This is a genomic window from Pseudomonas sp. S3_A03 (assembly GCF_054668275.1).
Genome location: NZ_CP162753.1, coordinates 4272951 through 4292362 on the forward strand (window position 1 = coordinate 4272951; position 19412 = coordinate 4292362).

At 60.3% G+C, this 19412-nt stretch carries 20 protein-coding genes and 1 tRNA gene; 10 read left to right on the forward strand and 11 right to left on the reverse strand.

Annotation, left to right across the window (positions count from 1 at the left end; genetic code table 11):
• Window positions 1-393: 393 nt before the first annotated feature.
• The 5 genes from AB4O25_RS19615 to AB4O25_RS19635 all read right to left on the reverse strand — a co-directional run bounded on the left by AB4O25_RS19615 (window position 394) and on the right by AB4O25_RS19635 (window position 3266).
• Complete coding sequence (locus AB4O25_RS19615; RefSeq protein WP_065945614.1) at window positions 394-699, reverse strand: hypothetical protein; 306 nt, start codon at window positions 697-699, stop codon at window positions 394-396.
• Window positions 696-956, reverse strand: coding sequence for a helix-turn-helix transcriptional regulator (locus AB4O25_RS19620; protein ID WP_256680474.1), 261 nt, complete (start codon window positions 954-956; stop codon window positions 696-698). The genes AB4O25_RS19615 and AB4O25_RS19620 overlap by 4 nt, the downstream gene beginning before the upstream one ends.
• A gap of 91 nt (window positions 957-1047) precedes the next feature.
• Window positions 1048-1296, reverse strand: a complete 249-nt coding sequence (locus AB4O25_RS19625) for a helix-turn-helix domain-containing protein (RefSeq protein ID WP_116079674.1) — start codon at window positions 1294-1296, stop codon at window positions 1048-1050.
• Window positions 1297-1786: 490 nt separating this feature from the next.
• Window positions 1787-3022: a tyrosine-type recombinase/integrase gene (locus AB4O25_RS19630; RefSeq protein ID WP_460149903.1), complete on the reverse strand. Its 1236-nt coding sequence runs from the start codon at window positions 3020-3022 to the stop codon at window positions 1787-1789.
• A gap of 167 nt (window positions 3023-3189) precedes the next feature.
• Window positions 3190-3266, reverse strand: a tRNA-Arg gene (locus AB4O25_RS19635).
• A 370-nt stretch (window positions 3267-3636) separates the two neighbouring features.
• Here AB4O25_RS19635 and gabD point away from each other — a divergent pair.
• Entirely contained in the window at window positions 3637-5079 is a 1443-nt protein-coding gene (gabD, locus tag AB4O25_RS19640) for an NADP-dependent succinate-semialdehyde dehydrogenase (RefSeq protein WP_017526105.1), read from the forward strand.
• Between the two features lie 183 nt (window positions 5080-5262).
• The gene (gene gabT, locus AB4O25_RS19645; protein ID WP_017526104.1) at window positions 5263-6540 is read left to right on the forward strand and encodes a 4-aminobutyrate--2-oxoglutarate transaminase; all 1278 of its coding nucleotides are present in this window, start codon (window positions 5263-5265) and stop codon (window positions 6538-6540) included.
• 178 nt (window positions 6541-6718) lie between these two features.
• Here gabT and AB4O25_RS19650 read toward each other — a convergent pair whose 3' ends face one another.
• Entirely contained in the window at window positions 6719-7720 is a 1002-nt protein-coding gene (locus AB4O25_RS19650) for a GGDEF domain-containing protein (protein WP_026067125.1), read from the reverse strand.
• Window positions 7721-7908: 188 nt separating this feature from the next.
• Window positions 7909-9093: a delta-9 fatty acid desaturase DesA gene (gene desA, locus AB4O25_RS19655; RefSeq protein WP_017526102.1), complete on the reverse strand. Its 1185-nt coding sequence runs from the start codon at window positions 9091-9093 to the stop codon at window positions 7909-7911.
• 165 nt (window positions 9094-9258) lie between these two features.
• Here desA and dibA point away from each other — a divergent pair, with 165 nt between their 5' ends.
• The 6 genes from dibA (at window position 9259) to AB4O25_RS19685 (ending at window position 15463) form a co-directional block, all read left to right on the forward strand.
• A complete protein-coding gene (gene dibA, locus AB4O25_RS19660; protein ID WP_460149904.1) occupies window positions 9259-11172 on the forward strand; it encodes a phosphodiesterase DibA in 1914 nt (637 codons plus the stop codon).
• Window positions 11173-11439: 267 nt separating this feature from the next.
• Entirely contained in the window at window positions 11440-11622 is a 183-nt protein-coding gene (gene oscA, locus AB4O25_RS19665; RefSeq protein WP_003170956.1) for a sulfur starvation response protein OscA, read from the forward strand.
• A gap of 65 nt (window positions 11623-11687) precedes the next feature.
• Entirely contained in the window at window positions 11688-12698 is a 1011-nt protein-coding gene (locus AB4O25_RS19670; RefSeq protein WP_017526100.1) for a sulfate ABC transporter substrate-binding protein, read from the forward strand.
• A 76-nt stretch (window positions 12699-12774) separates the two neighbouring features.
• Window positions 12775-13593, forward strand: coding sequence for a sulfate ABC transporter permease subunit CysT (gene cysT / locus AB4O25_RS19675; RefSeq protein WP_017526099.1), 819 nt, complete (start codon window positions 12775-12777; stop codon window positions 13591-13593).
• A gap of 13 nt (window positions 13594-13606) precedes the next feature.
• A complete protein-coding gene (gene cysW / locus AB4O25_RS19680) occupies window positions 13607-14479 on the forward strand; it encodes a sulfate ABC transporter permease subunit CysW (RefSeq protein ID WP_017526098.1) in 873 nt (290 codons plus the stop codon).
• A gap of 3 nt (window positions 14480-14482) precedes the next feature.
• On the forward strand, window positions 14483-15463 hold the full coding sequence (locus AB4O25_RS19685) for a sulfate/molybdate ABC transporter ATP-binding protein (protein WP_017526097.1): 981 nt from the start codon (window positions 14483-14485) through the stop codon (window positions 15461-15463).
• Window positions 15464-15595: 132 nt separating this feature from the next.
• Here AB4O25_RS19685 and AB4O25_RS19690 read toward each other — a convergent pair whose 3' ends face one another.
• On the reverse strand, window positions 15596-16123 hold the full coding sequence (locus AB4O25_RS19690) for an Mpo1 family 2-hydroxy fatty acid dioxygenase (protein ID WP_065876615.1): 528 nt from the start codon (window positions 16121-16123) through the stop codon (window positions 15596-15598).
• Window positions 16124-16206: 83 nt separating this feature from the next.
• Between AB4O25_RS19690 and AB4O25_RS19695 the strand changes: the two genes are divergently transcribed.
• Window positions 16207-16893 (forward strand): Crp/Fnr family transcriptional regulator, encoded by a 687-nt coding sequence (locus tag AB4O25_RS19695; protein WP_017526095.1) that lies wholly within the window; start codon window positions 16207-16209, stop codon window positions 16891-16893.
• Here AB4O25_RS19695 and uraH read toward each other — a convergent pair.
• Both uraH and AB4O25_RS19705 read right to left on the reverse strand, forming a co-directional pair.
• Complete coding sequence (gene uraH, locus AB4O25_RS19700; RefSeq protein ID WP_017526094.1) at window positions 16888-17298, reverse strand: hydroxyisourate hydrolase; 411 nt, start codon at window positions 17296-17298, stop codon at window positions 16888-16890. The two genes, AB4O25_RS19695 and uraH, sit on opposite strands and share 6 nt — an antisense overlap.
• Before the next feature lie 23 nt (window positions 17299-17321).
• A complete protein-coding gene (locus tag AB4O25_RS19705; RefSeq protein WP_017526093.1) occupies window positions 17322-17795 on the reverse strand; it encodes a GlcG/HbpS family heme-binding protein in 474 nt (157 codons plus the stop codon).
• 100 nt (window positions 17796-17895) lie between these two features.
• Here AB4O25_RS19705 and AB4O25_RS19710 point away from each other — a divergent pair, with 100 nt between their 5' ends.
• Entirely contained in the window at window positions 17896-18261 is a 366-nt protein-coding gene (locus AB4O25_RS19710; RefSeq protein ID WP_017526092.1) for a response regulator transcription factor, read from the forward strand.
• A 125-nt stretch (window positions 18262-18386) separates the two neighbouring features.
• Here the strand turns inward: AB4O25_RS19710 and AB4O25_RS19715 are convergent, their stop codons facing one another.
• Window positions 18387-19391, reverse strand: coding sequence for an AraC family transcriptional regulator (locus AB4O25_RS19715; protein ID WP_065876617.1), 1005 nt, complete (start codon window positions 19389-19391; stop codon window positions 18387-18389).
• Window positions 19392-19412 lie beyond the last annotated feature (21 nt).

The following is a 19412-nucleotide window of genomic DNA, read 5'->3' on the forward strand; positions in this document are numbered from 1 at the left end:
GGACGGATTGAGGGCGTGCATGTGGAGCTCCTTTTGCTGGGGAGCTACCACCGTTCGCGACCAAGCGAGTTAGGGTGGCAGCTGTGCGCGGGTTGGTCGACCGGGGCAAAAGGAACCCAGCAGGCCCGAAGGCCTCCCACACACAGCCGCCATAACACGGAACTGCGGACGCAAAAAAAGCGCCTGCAATTGTAATGGGGGCGCCTATGCGCCTTTTGCTTTTCGGGCGACCAAGCCCGATCGCTGAATTTGCAGCGACGGCCAGAGAGTAACGCCCGCTTTTTGAAAGTGCAACTATGCGGATCACTTGCGGATTTTTTCGGTGGGGAATAAATTGATCAGGCATGTAGATTTACCTCAACGCCTCCGGTTGCCGCCGGGGGCGTTTTCGTTTCAGGCATGGACGTCCCAGCGCAGGGAGACAAAGGGCAAGAGGTCGCCTTCGAGGCAGGCGCGTGCATCTTCGTAGGCGTCGATTTGTTGGCCTTCGTCGACGATGATTGCTTGCGGGGCTTGGCAGGGAACTGACAATGCGCACCAGATGCCATCTCTCCATCGCATCACCATCACATCCCGGTTCAGGCGTTTTTGCTCTTTGCGGTAACGTTCAAAACGCTGCATACCGCGTGATGAGAATCCGACTGTTCTGAGTACAGAAAAGGGCTGCAAAATAGCGTTGTTAGCGGCTCGATTTTTCATGCCGCCACCCTGTCGCGGGCCGCAATACGCGCCCGTGTCCAATTCAAAATTTCGGCTAATACCCAAGCGACCGGAGCCCCACGCGCATTGCTGTCGGTGAGCTTCACCGCTTGCGGAAAGCCGCTCTCTGGCTGGCTCATAAGTTTGTAAACCGTTGCGCGGCCGATACCTGTCAGGGCTATGACTTGATTGATGCGTATCAGCGTGGCGGCCGGATCGAACTGTCCCAGTTCCGTATGAGGCGCGCTGATCGGCAAGCATGCGGATCCGCTAGGGGCCTTTTGGTGACTTTCTCGTGGATTGGAGGGGCAAGCCCCACAACTTTTGCAGATTGCTTTGGGGCGCTCATCAGGTCCTGTCTCCAGCGGTTTTTGCAGGTGAGCGCAGTTGGGTTTCAAGCCACGCGACCACGTCTTGGGAGCGATAACGAACCCGAGACCCGGTTTTGATATAGGGAAGTGAGTTGCTGCGAGAACTTCGCCAGGCGGCAAGCGTTCGGCTGGACAGACCTAGTGCATTAGCGACTTGGTCGGTAGTGAGCAAACAAGCAGGGGTGAGAGAGGTAGTGGAGTGGTGTGAAGTGTCGTGAGGCTGCATAGCGCGTTTCCTGTCGTAGTTCGTACAGGCCCCAGCTATGTAAACGATTTTCTATTTTTTAAAAGTTTTATTTTTATAGTTTTCGACGCGGATTTTATAGATAAGGCAATTTAATTGAGCAAGATCGAAGCAAAGTTTAAGTTTTTCCCGGGGCTGTCCTACCTTGCCCTACTGGTTTTCTATACAGTTAAAAATCGGAAAGTGAGAAATTAAACCCAGTGAAGTCCCGACGAACGGTAGTCCCCTGAGCCCCTTCTGGTAGTCCGATAACAGCGGCCCCTCCTCAGCGTGGGGCGACCAATAAGAGATGGCCGCCAGAGGTTTTGGGCGCCTTCGGCGTAACACGCTTTTGACGCGTAACACATGGTGTACGGATCTCTTTTAATGCGTGTTACGCAATAAATATTCAATAAAATCAATTGGTTGGTGGGGTGCGTAACGTGCGTAACACCAGTAACACCGATTTTTGATGGGTGTGCGGTTGGCGTATTCAACCCGCCTTGCCAAACTGTCCCTGAAGAATGTTGCCATCTACTAGCTCATCCAGATGATCTGCGTACCACTGCATCATCACTCTGCGCTGAGGCAGGTAAACCGCCTTGTTGTACACCCCTGCTATTCCTTCCTTTGCATGAGAGAGCTGGGCCTCAATGTGATTCTCATCGAAACCCTGCTCATTGAGTATGGTGCTGGCGATGTGACGAAAGCCGTGGCCTGTTTGCCGACCGGCATATCCCAGTCTGCGGAGCGCCATTAGAAAGACAGTGTTGCTACGGGGGATTGTCCTGTCTTTCCTGCCTGGAAATAGGAGAGGGTACGCACCTGTCAGTGTTCGTAACTCAGTGAGCGCTTCGATAGCCTGTCGGGAGAGAGGCACCACATGTTCGCGACGACGTTTCATTCGCTCTGCTGGGATCGTCCATAGCTTTTTGGAGAGGTCGATTTCTGACCAGCGTGCTTCTCGGATTTCGCTCGGGCGCGATGCTAATAAGGAAAGCAAGCGAAGCCCTATACGAACGTCCTTTGCGTGAGGGTAGGAGTTGATCGCTCGAAGTAGCGCAGGCAGTTCTTCAATCGAAACGTGCGCATAGTTTTCAGCGCTACGCGATTGTAGGAATTTGCTGAGACCCTCAAGGGGGTTATGGACGGCTCGTCCTGTTACGCGGGCAAGGTCATAGATCTCTTTACAAAAGGCACGAACCCGGCCCATTTGTTCAATGATCCCCTTTTGTTCCATGCCTCGTAGAAACTCCATCCATTCCAGGGGCAGTATTTCTGTATATACGCGCTTGCCGAAGACGGGGAATACGTGAAGCTCCAGTGCGCCAAGCACTCGTCGAGACGTACCTGACTCCCAGCTTGTGCGTCTGGCCTCAAACCACTCGCGGCCTAACGCTTCAAAAGTGTTGTTGGCAGCAACCTGGTCTGCAACTTTGCGAGCTTGCTTGCTCACTAATGGATTTTTGCCGGTCGATGCGTCTTCCCGCAGTTGAGCTGCTTTCTGCCTCGCCAATGAGCCACTAATTTCCGGGTAGCCGCCTAGGCCCAGCCAAGACCATTTGCCGTCTGGCTTTTTGTAGCGCAGCTCCCACGATTTTTGCCCGTTAGGTTTTACCCGAAAGTACAGACCATTCCCGTCCTGCTCCCGATAAGTAGCGTGCTCAGGCTCTAGCCCTGCAAGCGTGGTGTCTGCTAAGGGGCGGCGTTTGATTTCAGAGCGCTTCACTTCCTGTATGCCTCCAGTTATAGGAATTGCAAAGCATACACGTGGGCATACACGGCGGGAAGTTATAGGGGGAGACAGGGACGGATAGCCAGAAACAAGAAAGCCCGCACAGGGCGGGCTTCTTGGGGTGTTTCGTAGACTGTCTGAGACAGCCCGAGACTGCTATATGGTGCACCCGGCGGGATTCGAACCCACGACCCCTGCCTTCGGAGGGCAGTACTCTATCCAGCTGAGCTACGGATGCTTGTGCGGGCGACATCATACCCATGTCGACCTTGGGCGTCCATGCCGGTCTTTGGGGGCCTGCCGGTAGGATTTTCCTGAACAAAGGCCCTGCGCCGAGCCTTGCGAACGTTGCGCGTAAACCCGGCCCCGCTACGCTGATCAGATAAACCCCGCAAATGCGCCGTTTTCGTTCTTTTTTTCGAACAGACTATTGCCCTGTACCCCCATTGATCCTAGGATTCGTTTGAGATTTCAAACGCTCTGTCTCCCGTGCGCGATTCATTCGATCTTGCGCACTGGGGCTGATTTCCCTGACGGCAGCCCACAAGGCGCCTTTCAACAACTCTAATTCGCTCCGCGTGCGCGCGGTGCTGTTAAGGAAAGCCGACATGCAGCTCAAAGATACCCAGTTGTTCCGCCAGCAAGCCTTTATCGATGGCGCTTGGGTCGATGCGGACAATGGTCAAACCATCAAGGTCAATAACCCGGCCACGGGCGAGATTCTCGGTACCGTGCCGAAGATGGGCGCCGCGGAAACCCGCCGTGCCATCGAAGCCGCCGACAAGGCGCTGCCGGCCTGGCGCGCACTCACCGCCAAGGAACGCGCCAACAAGCTGCGTCGTTGGTTCGAACTGCTGATCGAAAACCAGGACGACCTTGGCCGCCTGATGACCCTCGAACAAGGCAAGCCGCTGGCCGAGGCCAAGGGCGAAATCGTTTACGCCGCGTCCTTTATCGAGTGGTTCGCCGAAGAAGCCAAGCGCATCTACGGTGACGTGATCCCCGGCCACCAGCCCGACAAGCGCCTGATCGTAATCAAGCAGCCGATCGGCGTGACCGCTGCGATCACCCCGTGGAACTTCCCCGCTGCGATGATCACCCGTAAAGCCGGCCCGGCCCTGGCCGCCGGTTGCACCATGGTGATCAAGCCTGCTTCGCAAACCCCATTCTCGGCCCTGGCCCTGGTTGAGCTGGCGCACCGTGCCGGTATCCCTAAAGGCGTGCTGAGCGTGGTCACCGGCAGTGCCGGCGACATCGGCGGCGAGCTGACCAGCAACCCTATCGTGCGTAAATTGTCCTTCACCGGCTCGACCGAAATCGGTCGCCAGTTGATGGCCGAATGCGCCAAGGACATCAAGAAAGTCTCCCTGGAACTGGGCGGTAACGCGCCGTTCATCGTGTTCGACGACGCCGACCTGGATAAGGCCGTCGAAGGCGCGATCATTTCCAAGTACCGCAACAACGGCCAGACCTGCGTCTGCGCCAACCGCCTGTACATCCAGGATTCGGTGTACGACGCGTTCGCCGAGAAGTTGAAAGTGGCGGTGGCCAAACTCAAGATCGGCAACGGTCTGGAAGACGGCACCACCACTGGCCCGCTGATCGACGAGAAAGCCGTGGCCAAGGTTCAGGAGCACATTGCCGATGCGCTGAGCAAAGGCGCGACGCTGCTGGCCGGTGGCAAGGTGATGGAAGGTAATTTCTTCGAACCGACTATCCTCACCAACGTGCCGAAAAACGCCGCAGTCGCCAAGGAAGAAACCTTCGGCCCACTGGCGCCGCTGTTCCGTTTCAAAGACGAAGCCGAAGTGATCGCGATGTCCAACGACACCGAGTTCGGCCTGGCGTCGTACTTCTATGCCCGCGACCTGGGCCGTGTGTTTCGTGTGGCGGAAGCCCTGGAATACGGCATGGTCGGCGTCAACACCGGGTTGATCTCCAACGAAGTGGCGCCGTTCGGCGGTATCAAGGCCTCGGGCCTGGGCCGCGAAGGCTCCAAGTACGGGATCGAGGATTACCTGGAAATCAAATACCTCTGCCTGGGCATCTAAGCCCCGGTTTGGCATGGCTGTAAACGCAAAGGGCACGAGAGCGCTGACCCTTTGCGTGTTTCAACCCGTTATTCGTAGTGGCCGGGAACGCTGTGGCAGTCGATCATCGCATGCTGTCGCAGTTGCCTCCCCGCCACGTATTCCTTGAACCGCGCCACCCGATGAGTGGCGAATGAGGACTTTATGAGCAAGACCAACGCATCCCTGATGAAACGCCGCGAAGCTGCTGTACCGCGCGGTGTTGGCCAGATTCACCCGATCTTCGCCGAATCGGCGAAGAATGCCACCGTGACCGACGTTGAAGGTCGCGAGTTCATCGATTTCGCCGGCGGTATCGCCGTGCTGAACACCGGCCACGTGCACCCCAAAATCATCGCGGCCGTGACCGAGCAACTGAACAAGCTGACTCACACCTGCTTCCAGGTGCTGGCCTACGAGCCGTACGTCGAGGTGTGCGAAAAAGTCGCCGCCAAGGTCCCGGGTGATTTCGCCAAGAAAACCCTGCTGGTCACCACCGGTTCCGAAGCCGTGGAAAACGCCGTGAAAATCGCCCGTGCCGCCACCGGCCGTGCGGGTGTGATTGCGTTCACCGGCGCTTACCACGGTCGCACCATGATGACCCTGGGCCTGACCGGCAAAGTCGTGCCTTACTCGGCCGGCATGGGCCTGATGCCGGGCGGAGTGTTCCGCGCGCTGTACCCCAACGAACTGCACGGTGTGAGCGACGACGATTCCATCGCCAGCATCGAACGCATCTTCAAAAACGATGCCGAGCCGCGTGATATCGCTGCCATCATCATCGAGCCGGTGCAAGGTGAAGGCGGTTTCTACGTCGCGCCTAAAGCCTTCATGAAGCGCCTGCGCGAACTGTGCGACAAGCACGGCATCCTGCTGATCGCCGACGAAGTGCAAACCGGCGCCGGTCGTACCGGAACCTTCTTTGCCATGGAACAGATGGGCGTTGCCGCCGACCTGACCACCTTCGCCAAATCCATCGCCGGCGGCTTCCCCCTGGCCGGTGTGTGCGGCAAGGCCGAATACATGGACGCCATTGCTCCCGGCGGCCTGGGTGGCACTTACGCCGGTAGCCCGATCGCCTGTGCTGCTGCGCTGGCGGTGATGGAGGTATTCGAAGAAGAACACCTGCTGGACCGCTGCAAGGCTGTGGGTGAGCGCCTGGTGACGGGCCTCAAGGCCATCCAGGCCAAGTACCCGGTGATCGGTGAAGTGCGTGCCTTGGGCGCGATGATTGCGGTCGAGTTGTTCGAAGATGGCGACAGCCACAAGCCGAACGCCGCTGCCGTGGCTGCCGTGGTGGCCAAGGCGCGTGACAAGGGCCTGATCCTGCTGTCATGTGGTACTTACGGCAACGTGTTGCGCGTACTGGTACCGCTGACCTCGCCGGACGAGCAGTTGGACAAAGGCCTGGCGATCATCGAAGAGTGCTTCTCCGAGCTGTAAGCGCACGCTGTACAGATGACACAAAAAACCCGCTTCGGCGGGTTTTTTGTGCGCCGGCCAGTACGCAAAAAAACGGTGGGAGGGGGGCTTGCTCCCGATAGCAGTCGCTCAGTCAGCACATCTGATACTGACCCACCGCTATCGGGAGCAAGCCCCCTCCCACCGTTTATGATCGGCGTCAGCCGGCAACGACGCGGTTTTTGCCCAGGCGCTTGGCCTCGTACATGGCGGCATCGGCGCGGGCGAACAGCCTGTCCAGGCTCGGGTCCGCGTCGGTGAGGCTGGCCAGGCCCTGGCTGATGGTCACGCTGAACGCCTGGCCTTCATAGCTGAAACTCAGTGCCTGGATCTCCTTGCCCAGGCGCTCGGCCACTTGCAGCGCCATGTCTGGCGCACAACCTGGCAGGACGGCGGCGAACTCTTCGCCACCAATGCGCCCGAACAGGTCGCCCCGGCGCAACACGCCTCGACCGCTCTCAGCGATACGCCGCAGTACCTGGTCGCCTTCCAGGTGGCCGTAGGTGTCATTCACGTCCTTGAAGTCATCGATATCCAACAGCAGGAAGGCCAGCGGCGCGCCTTGGGCGCGGGCGTTGTCGAAGGCATGGTTGGCGCATTCGAAGAAGTGCCGGCGGTTGCTGCTCTGGGTGAGCACGTCAGTGGTGGCGAGGCGGTGCAACTCAAGCTCAAGCTGCTTCTTGTCGGTGATGTCTTCGGCCATGCCGACCACGACCAACGGTTCGCCGGGCACCACTTGCTGGTTGATGTAGCACTTGTCGCTCAGCCAGCGGATCTGCCCGTCGGCAGTGATGATGCGGTACTCGCGGTCCTCCACGGCACCGCGTTCCAGCACGCGGGCCAGGCTTTGTTCCGCGCGGTCGAGGTCTTCGGGGTGAATGCTGTTGCGCCATTCCCGGTGGTCGGCCAGCAGCAGGCCGGCGGAACGTCCAAAGATGCGCTCATAGGCCGGGCTCACATACAGCACGCGGCGGGTTTCCCAATCGATGGCCCAAAGCACCGCATTCACGCTCACCAGCAACGAACTCAGGAGCTGTTCGCGTTCACTCAAACGCTCGACTTCGCCCTGGGCATGCACCAGCGCCAGCAGGGTCGCAGCCGCGGCCGGACGCGGATGTTCAGCGACGGGAGGATCAGATACGTGAGGTTTTTCGTGAACCATCGGCACAACTCTCTCTGGGCGCGCCGCAAGATGGAGCAGCGGTCACAACAAGGGGCCACCATGATGGCGAAGTGTTCATTGAGAGAGGCGATTTGCAGTGAAGTTCCGTCAACGGTACCGATTGGCGGTGCCCGGTAAATGACGTCAAAAAGCTGGTGGGTGGGAGGGCGGGCCCTCCCACGGCACGGTCAGACCGCCGCAGGACGCAGCGAGTAGGTCTTCAATTGGTGAGCGAAATCCCGCAGGGACTGGATGCCGCTGGCCTCGGCTTCGTGCACCCATTCCTTGATGGCGGCGAGCATATCGTGGCCATTGGTGCTGGTCTTGAGCCAGATCTGTTGCAGGGCCAGGCGCTTTTCATAGATCACTTTCAGGGCCTGGCTGTGCTCCAGCATGCCTTGGATACGCAGGTGATGGCGGTCATCCAGCAGGCTGGTTTCACGCGACAGCAGGCGCTTGGCGCGGTGGAACTGGTGGCGCACCGAGTGATCGACTTTTTCCAGCTCTTGCTTGACCAGCGGGCCGATCACCAACTTGCGGTACTGGGCCATGATCTGGAAACGGTTGTTGAGGATCGCCATGGCGGTGTCCATGTCCAGATGGCCCTTGCCCTCCACGCGGTGGGCAATCGGCGCCACGCGCTGCACCTTGGCCAGGCGCAGGAAGCTGAACAGTTTGATCCACGCCCAGCCCAGGTCGAATTCCCACTTCTTCACCGACAATTTCGCGGAATTGGGGTAGGTGTGGTGGTTGTTGTGCAGCTCTTCACCGCCGACGATGATGCCCCACGGCACCAGGTTGGTCGCCGCGTCACGGCATTCGAAGTTACGGTAGCCCACGGCATGGCCCAGGCCGTTGATCACGCCGGCGGCCCAGAACGGGATCCACATCATCTGGATGGCCCAGATGGTGATGCCGATGGTGCCAAACAGCAGCAGGTCGATCACGCCCATGATCGCAACGCCCAGCAAGGGGTAAGGCGTGTAGATTTTTCGTTCGATCCAGTCGTCCGGGCAGTTCTTGCCGTAGATACGCAGGGTTTCGGGGTTTTCCGCCTCGGCGCGGTACAGTTCGGCACCTTTGCGCAGCACGGTGGACAGGCCCTTGATCACCGGGCTGTGGGGATCATCGACGGTTTCGCATTTGGCGTGGTGCTTGCGGTGGATGGCGGTCCACTCGCGGGTGTTCTGTGCCGTGGTCAGCCACAGCCAGAAGCGGAAGAAGTGTTTCAGGCCGGCATTGAGCTCCAGGGAGCGATGGGCTGAATAGCGATGCAGATAAACCGTGACCCCGACAATGGTCACGTGGGTCATCAACAGAGTGACTGCCACCAGTTGCCAGGCTGACAGGTCAAGAAAACCGTTGTACCACATAGGCTGTATGGCCCTCAGATAAAGAAAAAACCAGCTCACGCATTATCACTAAGCCCACAAAGAAAACCAGCCGCCCTTTCAGATAGAAGTGACTGGATGTTTCTTATTCTATAATCCGCAACCTTTGTAGGGCGATGCTGTTTTTTAGTAAGGATTACTGACCATATGCTGTTTTCATACCGAGGTGCCGCGCGTGCCGGGCTGGTATACCTGCTGGTTTCGATCGCCTGGATTGGCATCTCGGGCCACCTATTGATCGAATTTGTCGATAACCGGAGTGACCTGAACCTGTGGTTGCAGGTGCGCGGCTATCTATGGGTGGCCTGCAGCGCTTTGGTGATTTACCTGATGAGCGCCCGGGTTGCCCACGCCCACCAGCAACAACAGCCCCTGCAAGAGAACCGTGAGCGCCTGCGCCAGGCCGCTGCCGTGTTCGATTGCACCCGCGAAGGGGTACTGGTTACCGACGCCCGGGGCCTGATTGTGCATGTGAATCGGGCGTTTATGGAGATCACCGGCTACCGGTGCGAAGACGTCATGGGCCAGCAGCCCAGCCTGTTCAAATCCGGGCGCCATTCGTCGAGTTTCTACCAGCACATGTTCCAGGCCCTGGAGCACTGCGGTGAATGGAGCGGTGAAATCTGGAACCGGCGTAAAAGCGGTGAGATTTATCCACAGTGGCAGACGATCCGGGTGATTCATGACGATCACGGCCAGGTCAGCCACTATGTCGCGGTGTTTTCCGACATCAGCGCCATCAAGGACTCTGAACATGAACTGGCCCACCTGGCCCATCATGACCCCCTGACCGACCTGCCCAACCGCCTGCTGTTCACCGACCGCGCCGAGCAGGCCCTGGCCTCGGCGCAACTGCATAAACGCGGCTGCGCCCTGCTGTTGCTGGATTTGGACCACTTCAAGATCATCAACGACAGCCTCGGCCACAACGTCGGTGACCAGTTGCTCAAGCTGGTGGGCGAGCGGCTCAAAGGGCTGCTCGGCCCTGGCGTAACCCTGGCGCGCCTGGGGGGCGATGAGTTCGCAGTGCTCGCCGAAAGTTGCTCACAGGTGGTGCAGGCCGCCGCATTGGCCCAACGCATGCTGGATGTGATGAAGCAACCGTTCATCTTCGACGGCCACCAACTGTTTATAAGCGCCAGCATCGGCATCAGCCTGTTCCCCAGCGATGCGCTGAGCGCCGAACAACTGCTGCGCAACGCCGATTCTGCGTTGTTCAAGGCTAAAAGTGTGGGCCGCGAAGGCTACGCCTTGTACACCGAAGAACTCACGGCGCACGCACAAAACCGTGTCGAGATCGCCAGCGAACTGCGCCGCGCCCTCGACCAGCACGAGCTGCGCGTTTACTACCAGCCGGTGCATGAACTGCACGGCAGCCGCCTGATCGGCGTCGAAGCCCTGGTGCGCTGGCAGCACCCGGAACGCGGCCTGGTGCCTCCGGTCGAGTTCATCCCCATCGCCGAGCGCACCGGCTTGATCGCGGATATTGATGCCTGGGTGATGGACCAGGCGTGCCGTCAGATGTGCCAATGGCTGGCCGACGGCGCACCGCTGACATTTATTGCAATCAATGTGTCCAGCCGCCTGTTTGCCCGGCGTGAACTCTACGAGCAAGTGGCCCAGGTGCTGCACGACACGGGCCTGGACCCGGCGTTCCTTGAGCTGGAAGTCACCGAAAGCGCGGTGATGGATGACCCCGAAGTGGCCCTGGAACAGCTGCATCGTCTGCGCGAACTGGGCCTGCGCCTGGCCATCGATGATTTTGGTACCGGTTATTCCTCGCTGCTGCGCCTCAAGCGCCTGCCGGTGCAGAAGCTCAAGATCGACCAGGGTTTTGTTGCCGGCCTGCCGTGGGACGAAGACGACGCCGCGATTGTGCGCGTGGTAATCGCCTTGGCGAAAAGCATGGGCATGCAGGTACATGCCGAGGGCATCGAGCAGGTCGAGCAGGCGCGGTTTTTGTTGGAGCAGGATTGCGACATGGGGCAGGGGTACTGGTTTGGGCGGCCGATGCCGGCGAATGAAATCGACTGGTCACGAGCCCCCGCGATCCAGCCTTGAAATGCATCAACCTGTGGGAGGGGGCTTGAACCCGATAGCGGTCTGTCAGGTGCCTCAGTTCTGCCTGATACACCGCTATCGGGAACAAGCCCCTCCCACTTGATGCCTAGATCGGCACGCAACCCCACGTCCCGCCAGAAAATTCTTTCTGGTTATATAAACATTCTTAAATAGTATTTTTAAGAATATCCGCGCTTAACTACTATCGCTCTCACGCCGCAAGCAGTGCCGCCACTGCCAGGCACTATTCATTTCAGGAGCGAGACCATGAGCGCATCTCTACGTAGCGTCGACGGCCAGGACGAAGCAGCCATTTTGCGTGAGATCCAGAGCGCCCTGCGCGATCTGCGGTTTGGCGCGGTGGAAATAACTGTGCACAACGCTCAAGTGGTACAGATCGAACGCAAGGAAAAATTCCGTTTGCAGAACCCGGGTAACAAACCGAGCTGAGCAAGAACGGCGATAGACCCGCAACTATAAGAAAAGCCAACACTCAAGAATTTTCAGGAGCTTCTATGTCGTCGATTCGCCGTTACGCCCTGGCCGCATTGGCCAGTGCCGTGTTTGCCGGTTCCGCCGTTGCCAAGGACTACGAACTGCTCAACGTCTCGTACGACCCTACCCGTGAGCTGTACCAGGACTACAACGCTGAATTCACCAGCTACTGGAAACAGTCCCACCCGGGCGACAACGTCAAGATCCAGCAATCCCATGGTGGCTCGGGCAAGCAAGGCCGAGCCGTGATCGACGGCCTGCGCGCCGACGTCGTGACCCTGGCCCTGGCCGGCGACATCGACGAAATCGCCAAACTCGGCAAGACCCTTCCGGAAAACTGGCAAACCCGCCTGCCGGATGCGAGCACTCCCTACACCTCGACCATCGTGTTCCTGGTGCGTAAGGGCAACCCCAAAGGCATCAAGGACTGGGGCGACCTGATCAAGAAAGACGTGTCGGTGATCACGCCCAACCCTAAAACCTCCGGCGGTGCGCGCTGGAACTTCCTGGCCGCCTGGGCCTATGGCCTCAAGGCTGGTGGCAGCGAGGCCAAGGCCCAGGAATACGTCAAAGAGTTGTTCAAGCACGTGCCGATCCTCGACACCGGCGCGCGTGGTTCGACCATCACCTTCGTCAACAATGGCCAGGGTGACGTGTTGCTGGCCTGGGAAAACGAAGCCTTCCTGGCGCTCAAGGAAGACGGCGGCGCCGACAAGTTCGACATCGTCGTGCCGTCCCTGTCGATTCTCGCGGAGCCGCCGGTGGCCGTGGTCGACAAGAACGCCGAGAAAAAGGGCAACACCGAGATCGCCACCGAATACCTCAAGCACCTGTACAGCCCGGCTGGCCAGGAGATTGCGGCGAAGAACTTCTACCGCCCACGCGATGAGAAAGTCGCCGCCAAATACGCCCAACAGTTCCCCAAACTGGACCTGGTGACTATCGACAAAGACTTCGGTGGCTGGAAAACTGCCCAACCGAAATTCTTTAACGACGGTGGCGTGTTCGACCAGATCTACACGGCGCAGTAAGCCGAGAAACACATCCTCATGGAGCCCGCATTCACCTGCGGGTTTTGTGTGTCAGTTCCGCTAACCAAGGACTCTTATGTCGCGTCGTATTTCCCCCGTCATACCCGGCTTCGGGCTGACGCTGGGCTACACCGTGGTGTACCTCAGCCTGATTGTGCTCATCCCGCTGGCGGCGATGTTCGTACACGCCGCTCAACTCACCTGGGATCAGTTCTGGGCCATCATCTCGGCACCACGCGTGGTGGCGGCATTGAAACTGAGCTTCAGCACCGCGTTGTACGCGGCGCTGATCAACGGCGTGATCGGTACGCTGCTGGCCTGGGTGCTGGTGCGCTACACCTTCCCCGGCCGCCGCATCATCGATGCGATGATCGACCTGCCGTTCGCCTTGCCCACCGCCGTGGCCGGTATTGCGCTGACCGCGCTGTACACGCCGACGGGCCTGGTGGGGCAGTTCGCCGCCGACCTGGGCTTCAAGATCGCCTACTCGCCGCTGGGCATCACCCTGGCGCTCACCTTCGTGACCCTGCCATTCGTGGTGCGCACGGTGCAGCCGGTACTCGCCGATATCCCCCGCGAAGTCGAAGAAGCCGCCGCCTGCCTGGGTGCCAAGCCGTTGCAGGTGTTTCGCTACATCCTCGTGCCTGCGCTGCTGCCCGCCTGGCTCACCGGCTTCGCCCTGGCGTTTGCCCGAGGCGTGGGTGAGTACGGTTCGGTGATTTTCATCGCCGGCAACATGCCGATGAAAACCGAGATCCTGCCGTTGCTGATCATGGTCAAGCTCGACCAGTACGACTACCGCGGCGCCACCTCCATCGGTGTGCTGATGCTGGTGGTTTCCTTTGTCTTGCTGCTGCTGATCAACTTGTTGCAGCGGCGCATCGAACGTCCATAAGGAGGCGCGGAACATGTCCCAATCGTCTATTTCCGCGGCGTCCTCGGCCAACGCCGCCCGGCGCGGCAGTGCCACGTCGCGACGCATCCTGATCGGCCTTGGCTGGCTGGTGTTTGCGCTGTTTTTGCTGCTGCCGCTGTTTATCGTGGTGTCCCAAGGTTTGAAGAACGGCCTCGGCGCGTTCTTTACCGCGATCCTTGAACCCGACGCGCTGTCGGCGCTGAAACTCACGGTGATCGCCGTGCTGATTTCGGTACCGCTCAATCTGGTGTTCGGCGTCAGCGCCGCGTGGTGCGTGAGCAAGTACTCGTTCCGTGGCAAAAGCATCCTGGTCACGCTGATCGACCTGCCGTTCTCGGTGTCCCCGGTGATCGCGGGCCTGGTCTACGTGCTGATGTTCGGCGCCCAGGGCTTGTTCGGCCCTTGGCTGCAGGAGCACGACATCCAGATCGTATTCGCCCTGCCGGGCATCGTCCTGGCGACCATCTTCGTCACCGTGCCGTTCGTTGCGCGTGAATTGATCCCGCTGATGCAGGAGCAGGGCACTCAGGAAGAAGAGGCGGCGCGCCTGCTCGGCGCCAATGGCTGGCAGATGTTCTGGCATGTGACCGTGCCGAACATCAAGTGGGGCCTGATCTACGGCGTGGTGCTCTGTACCGCGCGGGCCATGGGTGAGTTCGGCGCGGTGTCGGTGGTGTCCGGCCACATTCGCGGCGTGACCAATACCTTGCCGCTGCATGTCGAGATTCTCTACAACGAATACAACCACGTTGCCGCCTTTGCGGTGGCCAGCCTGTTGCTGATCCTGGCGCTCTTCATCCTGCTGCTCAAGCAGTGGAGCGAGAACCGTATCAACCGCCTGCGCAACAGCGCCGGTGAGGAATAAGTCATGTCGATCGAAGTCCGTAATGTCAGCAAGAACTTCAACGCCTTCAAGGCCCTGAACAGCATCAATCTGGACATCCAGAGTGGCGAGCTGGTGGCGTTGCTGGGCCCCTCCGGCTGCGGCAAGACCACTTTGCTGCGCATCATCGCCGGGCTCGAAACCCCGGATGACGGCAGCATCGTGTTTCACGGTGAAGACGTCTCCGGCCACGACGTGCGTGACCGCAACGTCGGGTTCGTGTTCCAGCACTACGCGCTGTTCCGCCACATGAGCGTGTTCGACAACGTCGCCTTCGGCCTGCGCATGAAGCCGAAAAACCAGCGCCCGACGGAAAGCCAGATCGCAGGCAAGGTTCACGAACTGCTCAACATGGTGCAGCTCGATTGGCTGTCCGACCGCTACCCGGAACAACTCTCCGGCGGCCAGCGCCAACGTATCGCCCTGGCCCGCGCCCTGGCGGTAGAGCCGAAAGTGCTGCTGCTGGACGAACCGTTCGGCGCCCTTGACGCCAAGGTGCGTAAAGAACTGCGCCGCTGGCTGGCGCGCCTGCACGAAGACATCAACCTGACCTCGGTGTTCGTGACCCACGACCAGGAAGAGGCCATGGAAGTCGCCGACCGTATCGTGGTGATGAACAAAGGCGTGATCGAACAGATCGGCTCACCGGGCGACGTGTATGAAAACCCGGCCAGCGATTTTGTCTACCACTTCCTCGGCGACTCCAACCGCCTGCACCTGGGCGAGGACAAGCATGTGTTGTTCCGTCCGCATGAAGTGTCGCTGTCGCGGCATGAGCTGGAGGATCACCATGCGGCGCAAGTGCGCGATATTCGCCCGCTGGGCGCGACCACGCGGGTGACGCTCAAGGTAGAAGGCCAGCCCGAGCTGATCGAAGCCGAAGTGGTGAAGGACCATGACAGCCTGATCGGTCTGGCGCGTGGCGAGACCCTGTTCTTCAAACCCAAGGTCTGGCAAAAAGCCTGAGCACATCGCAAACCCAAGGTGCCTGAGGGGCAATGAGGGCTCAGGTGCCAATGAGGGCCAATGTGGGAGGGGGCTTGCTCCCGATAGCAGTGGGTCAGTTGATGAACATGTCACTGACACACCGCCCCACATTTAGACCCCGCTTGGCTTTAGATCCCGGCGCACCACCGGCCCCGAGCGCTTTTCGATCTGCACTTTCAGGTCCTGCCGCAACCCCAGCAAAAAACCCACCTCCGCCACCACAAACAACGGCCCCACAACCAGCCCCGACACATCATCCACAAACGCGGGTTTCTTGCCTTCGTAGTAATGCCCGACAAACTGGATCACCCAGCCCACCACGAACATCCCCACGCCACTGCTCAGCCATACCATCGTGCTCTGCGCCGCCAACACATGCCCGGCCCATACCGACGCGCCCATCAGCACCGTCATCAGCACGCCCAAGGCCAGTTCCAGGCGCAGGTAAAACCACGCCGACAACAGCGCCACGATCACCGCTGGCGAGATCCACAAGCTTCCCACCGCCCATTCCGGGCGTGACAGCAGCACCGCCACGGCGACCACAATCAACGGGATGCCAACAAAGTGGCTGGCTATATTGCGCGGGTCGCGGTGGTAGGCGGCGTATTGACTGAGATGGTCGACGAGGCTTTTCATTGTTGTTCCTCCTGTAGGATGTTTGATCATGCCCTGTCAGCCAGCGCCTGACTGTCAGTTGGGCGACAATCTTCGGAGTCCTCATGGATGCAGCGAAATGGCACGCCCGGTTGGCCAGCGGCCATTGGTTCAGCCACTTGCCGGAAGCTCTACAGCAGAGTCTGCTGGCGGCATCGCGGCTGCGCTCGCTGGCGGCGGGCCAGTTTCTGTTCAAGCGTGGCGATCCGCCGTGTGGGTTGTATGCGGTGCTGGACGGCGCGGTGCGCATCAGCGCGGTGAACGCCCAGGGCAAGGAAGCCGTGTTGAGCCTGGTGGAGACACCCTACTGGTTCGGTGAAATCTGCCTGTTCGACAACCTGCCGCGCACCCACGATGCACAGGCCTCGGGGCCGTGTACGCTGTTGCAGGTACCGCAGGCAGGCATGCTCGACCTGCTCGAAAAGCATCCGGCGTATTGGCGCGATGTGGCCCTGTTGATGAGCCACAAACTGCGCCTGTCGTTGATCAATATCGAGCAGATGAGCCTGATGCCCGCGTCGGCGCGCCTGGCCCATCGGCTGCTGATGATCGCCCAGGGCTACGGCGAAATAGACCAGGCGCGTCGCACGTTGCAACTGCCCCAGGAAGACGTGGCGGCCATGCTGGGCCTGTCGCGCCAGACCACCAACAGCCTGCTCAAGGCGCTGGAGCAACAGGGCATCATCGGGCTGAGTTACGGTGCGATTGAGCTACTGGACCTCAAACGCCTGCAACACGCTGCGGGCCTATGAGCCGCGATACGTAGAGAACCCGTAAGGGCTGAGCAGCAGCGGAATGTGGTAATGCTGGTCGGCCTGTTTCACCTGGAAAATCACCGGCACCTGCGGGAAGAACGTCTCGCGGTTGGCCTTTTTGTAGTAATCGCCAGTCTTGAACACCACGCGATACTCGCCCGGCGTCATGCTGCGGTCGGCGGGGAACAGTTCGGCGATGCGCCCCTGCTGGTTGGTGACGCCTTCGGACAATGGCTGCCATGCGTCACCCACGTGCTGTTCCAGGGTGACGCCCACCCCGGCACTCGGCAGGCCATTTTCCAGGTTGAGCACGTGTACGCTCAGTGGGTTGCCGGCGGCCAGGGCCAGGTTGCACAGGCCGCCGAGGCTGAGGGCGGCGAGGGTCATGCTGAGGGTTTTCATCAAGAGGTCCTATGGAGGGGGAATCAGAGAGAGGTTTTCAGGCCCAACTGCTCGGCGGCCTGTGTGGCGCAGGCTTCGTCCTGCGCGGCGCCGCCTGCGCCGGCGATACCCAGCGCACCCACCAACTCGGCATCGGCAAACAGCGGCACGCCGCCACCGAGCAACAGCAACTCCGGCAAGCTGTTAAGGTTGGCGGCCTCGGGGTTGTTGCGCGCCCGTTCGGCAAACAACCGCGTTGCGGTTTTGGTCGATAGCGCCGTGTACGCTTTGCGTTGGCTGGCGAGGCTGTTATGCGGGCCGACACCGTCGGCACGCAGGCTCAGCAACAGGTTGGCGCCGCGATCCAGGACGGTCAGCGCGGCGTTGCAGTGGCTGAGGCCGGCATCGGCCAGTTGGCGAGCGGTATTCAGATCGAGGTCGGCATGGCGCGGCAGTGGCGGCGCCGCCAGCGCGCCCGTGCAAACGGCGAGGCTCAAGAACAAGGCAGTGCGAGACATGGTGACGGCTCCTGAAGGCAGGCCGTCACGGTAGTCAGTGGACGTGGTCAGAAACCGCACAATTTGATGACAGGTTTGTAATCAAACCCAGAGGTAAGGCATGCACGTGTTGTTAGTGGAAGACCAGCCGCAACTGGCGCAGCTCATGGCCCAGGGCTTGAGCGAAGCAGGCTTCGCCGTGGAAGTCGCGGCCAATGGCATGGCGGCGCAGCGCTTCGTGGAAAGTACCGCGTACGACCTGGTGATCCTGGACGTGATGCTGCCGGGCCTGAACGCCTGGAAGCTGCAGCAGGCGATCCGGCACCAGGGCGACACGCCAGTGCTGTTCTTGACCACCCCGGGCGGTATTGAAGATCGCCTGCGCGGGTTGGAGTTGCATGAGGATGATTACCTGCTCAAGCCCTTCGATGCCAAGGCGTTGGTGGCGCGGGTGAGGAAGTTGTTGCGGCGCGATCGCGGGCGCTGACGGATTCGGAATTTGCAGTGCCTGTAGCTTCGCTATCGGGAGCAAGCCCCCTCCCACACTTGATTGCATTCCAATGTGGGACGGGCTTGGCCCCGATCAGGCCTGCACAAATCCCCCACATCCGCCTACTGCAACCCATCCCGAAACTGCCCCGGTGTCACCCCGGTCCACCGCTTGAAGGCCCGGTTAAAACTGCTGGTGTCGGCAAACCCCAGCAAATGGCTGATCTCGGCCAATGAGCACTGCGGGTCGCGCAAGTGCAGCAATGCCAGGTTCTGCCGGCACTCATTGAGCAACGCGTCAAAGCGACACCCCTCATCCGCCAGGTGCCGCTGCAAGCTGCGCAGGCTCAAGTGCAGCGCCTGGGCAACCCGTTCGGCGCTCGGCTCGCCTTCCGGCAATTGCGCCTCGATCGCGGCGCGTACCTTGCGTTCCCAGGTCAGCGGTTGCAGTTGGGCAAGGGTGCGTTTGAGCACGGTTTCGTTGTGTTCGGCCAGTTCGGGGTTGGCGTCGTCCAGGTGGCTGTCGAAGTCCTGCGGCGCAAACTCCAGGCAGTCCTCATCGGCGCCAAAAAATACCGGCGCCCGGAACACCGTGTGCCAGGGGGTGGGATCGGCCGGTTCCGGGCGCCGCAAGTACACGGCCAGGGGCGCGTAATCCCGGCCCAGGCGGTTGCGACAGGTGCGCACATAAATCGCCGCAAACGCATCGATGGCTTCCAGCGCCGGTGCCGGGCTGCCTTCGGGTTGCAGCAGGCGAAAACGATAGCGGTCACCGTCCCGAATCAGCGCCAGCGTCAGGGCATCACTGACCACCTGGTGATAACGCACGATGCGCTCGAACACTTCCCGCAGGCTGCCGCTGGCCACCAGCGCGTAGCCCAACGCATGGAACGTCGTGGGGCTGACAAAGCGCGACACGCGCAACCCAATCGCCGGATCGCCGCTGGCCTGCACCGCCAAGGCCCACAAGCGCGTGGTCGCCGACAGTGGATAGCGTGCGTTGGGGTCGTCCATCTGCTGCGGGTCGAGCCCGGCCTGGGCGCAGAGTGCGGCGCTGTCCAGGCCCAGGGCGTCGAGCTGCTTGCGCAGGGCTCGGGTCCAGCTGGCGAGGGAAGTGGGTTCGGTCATGGCGATTGGCGCTTGCGGTCA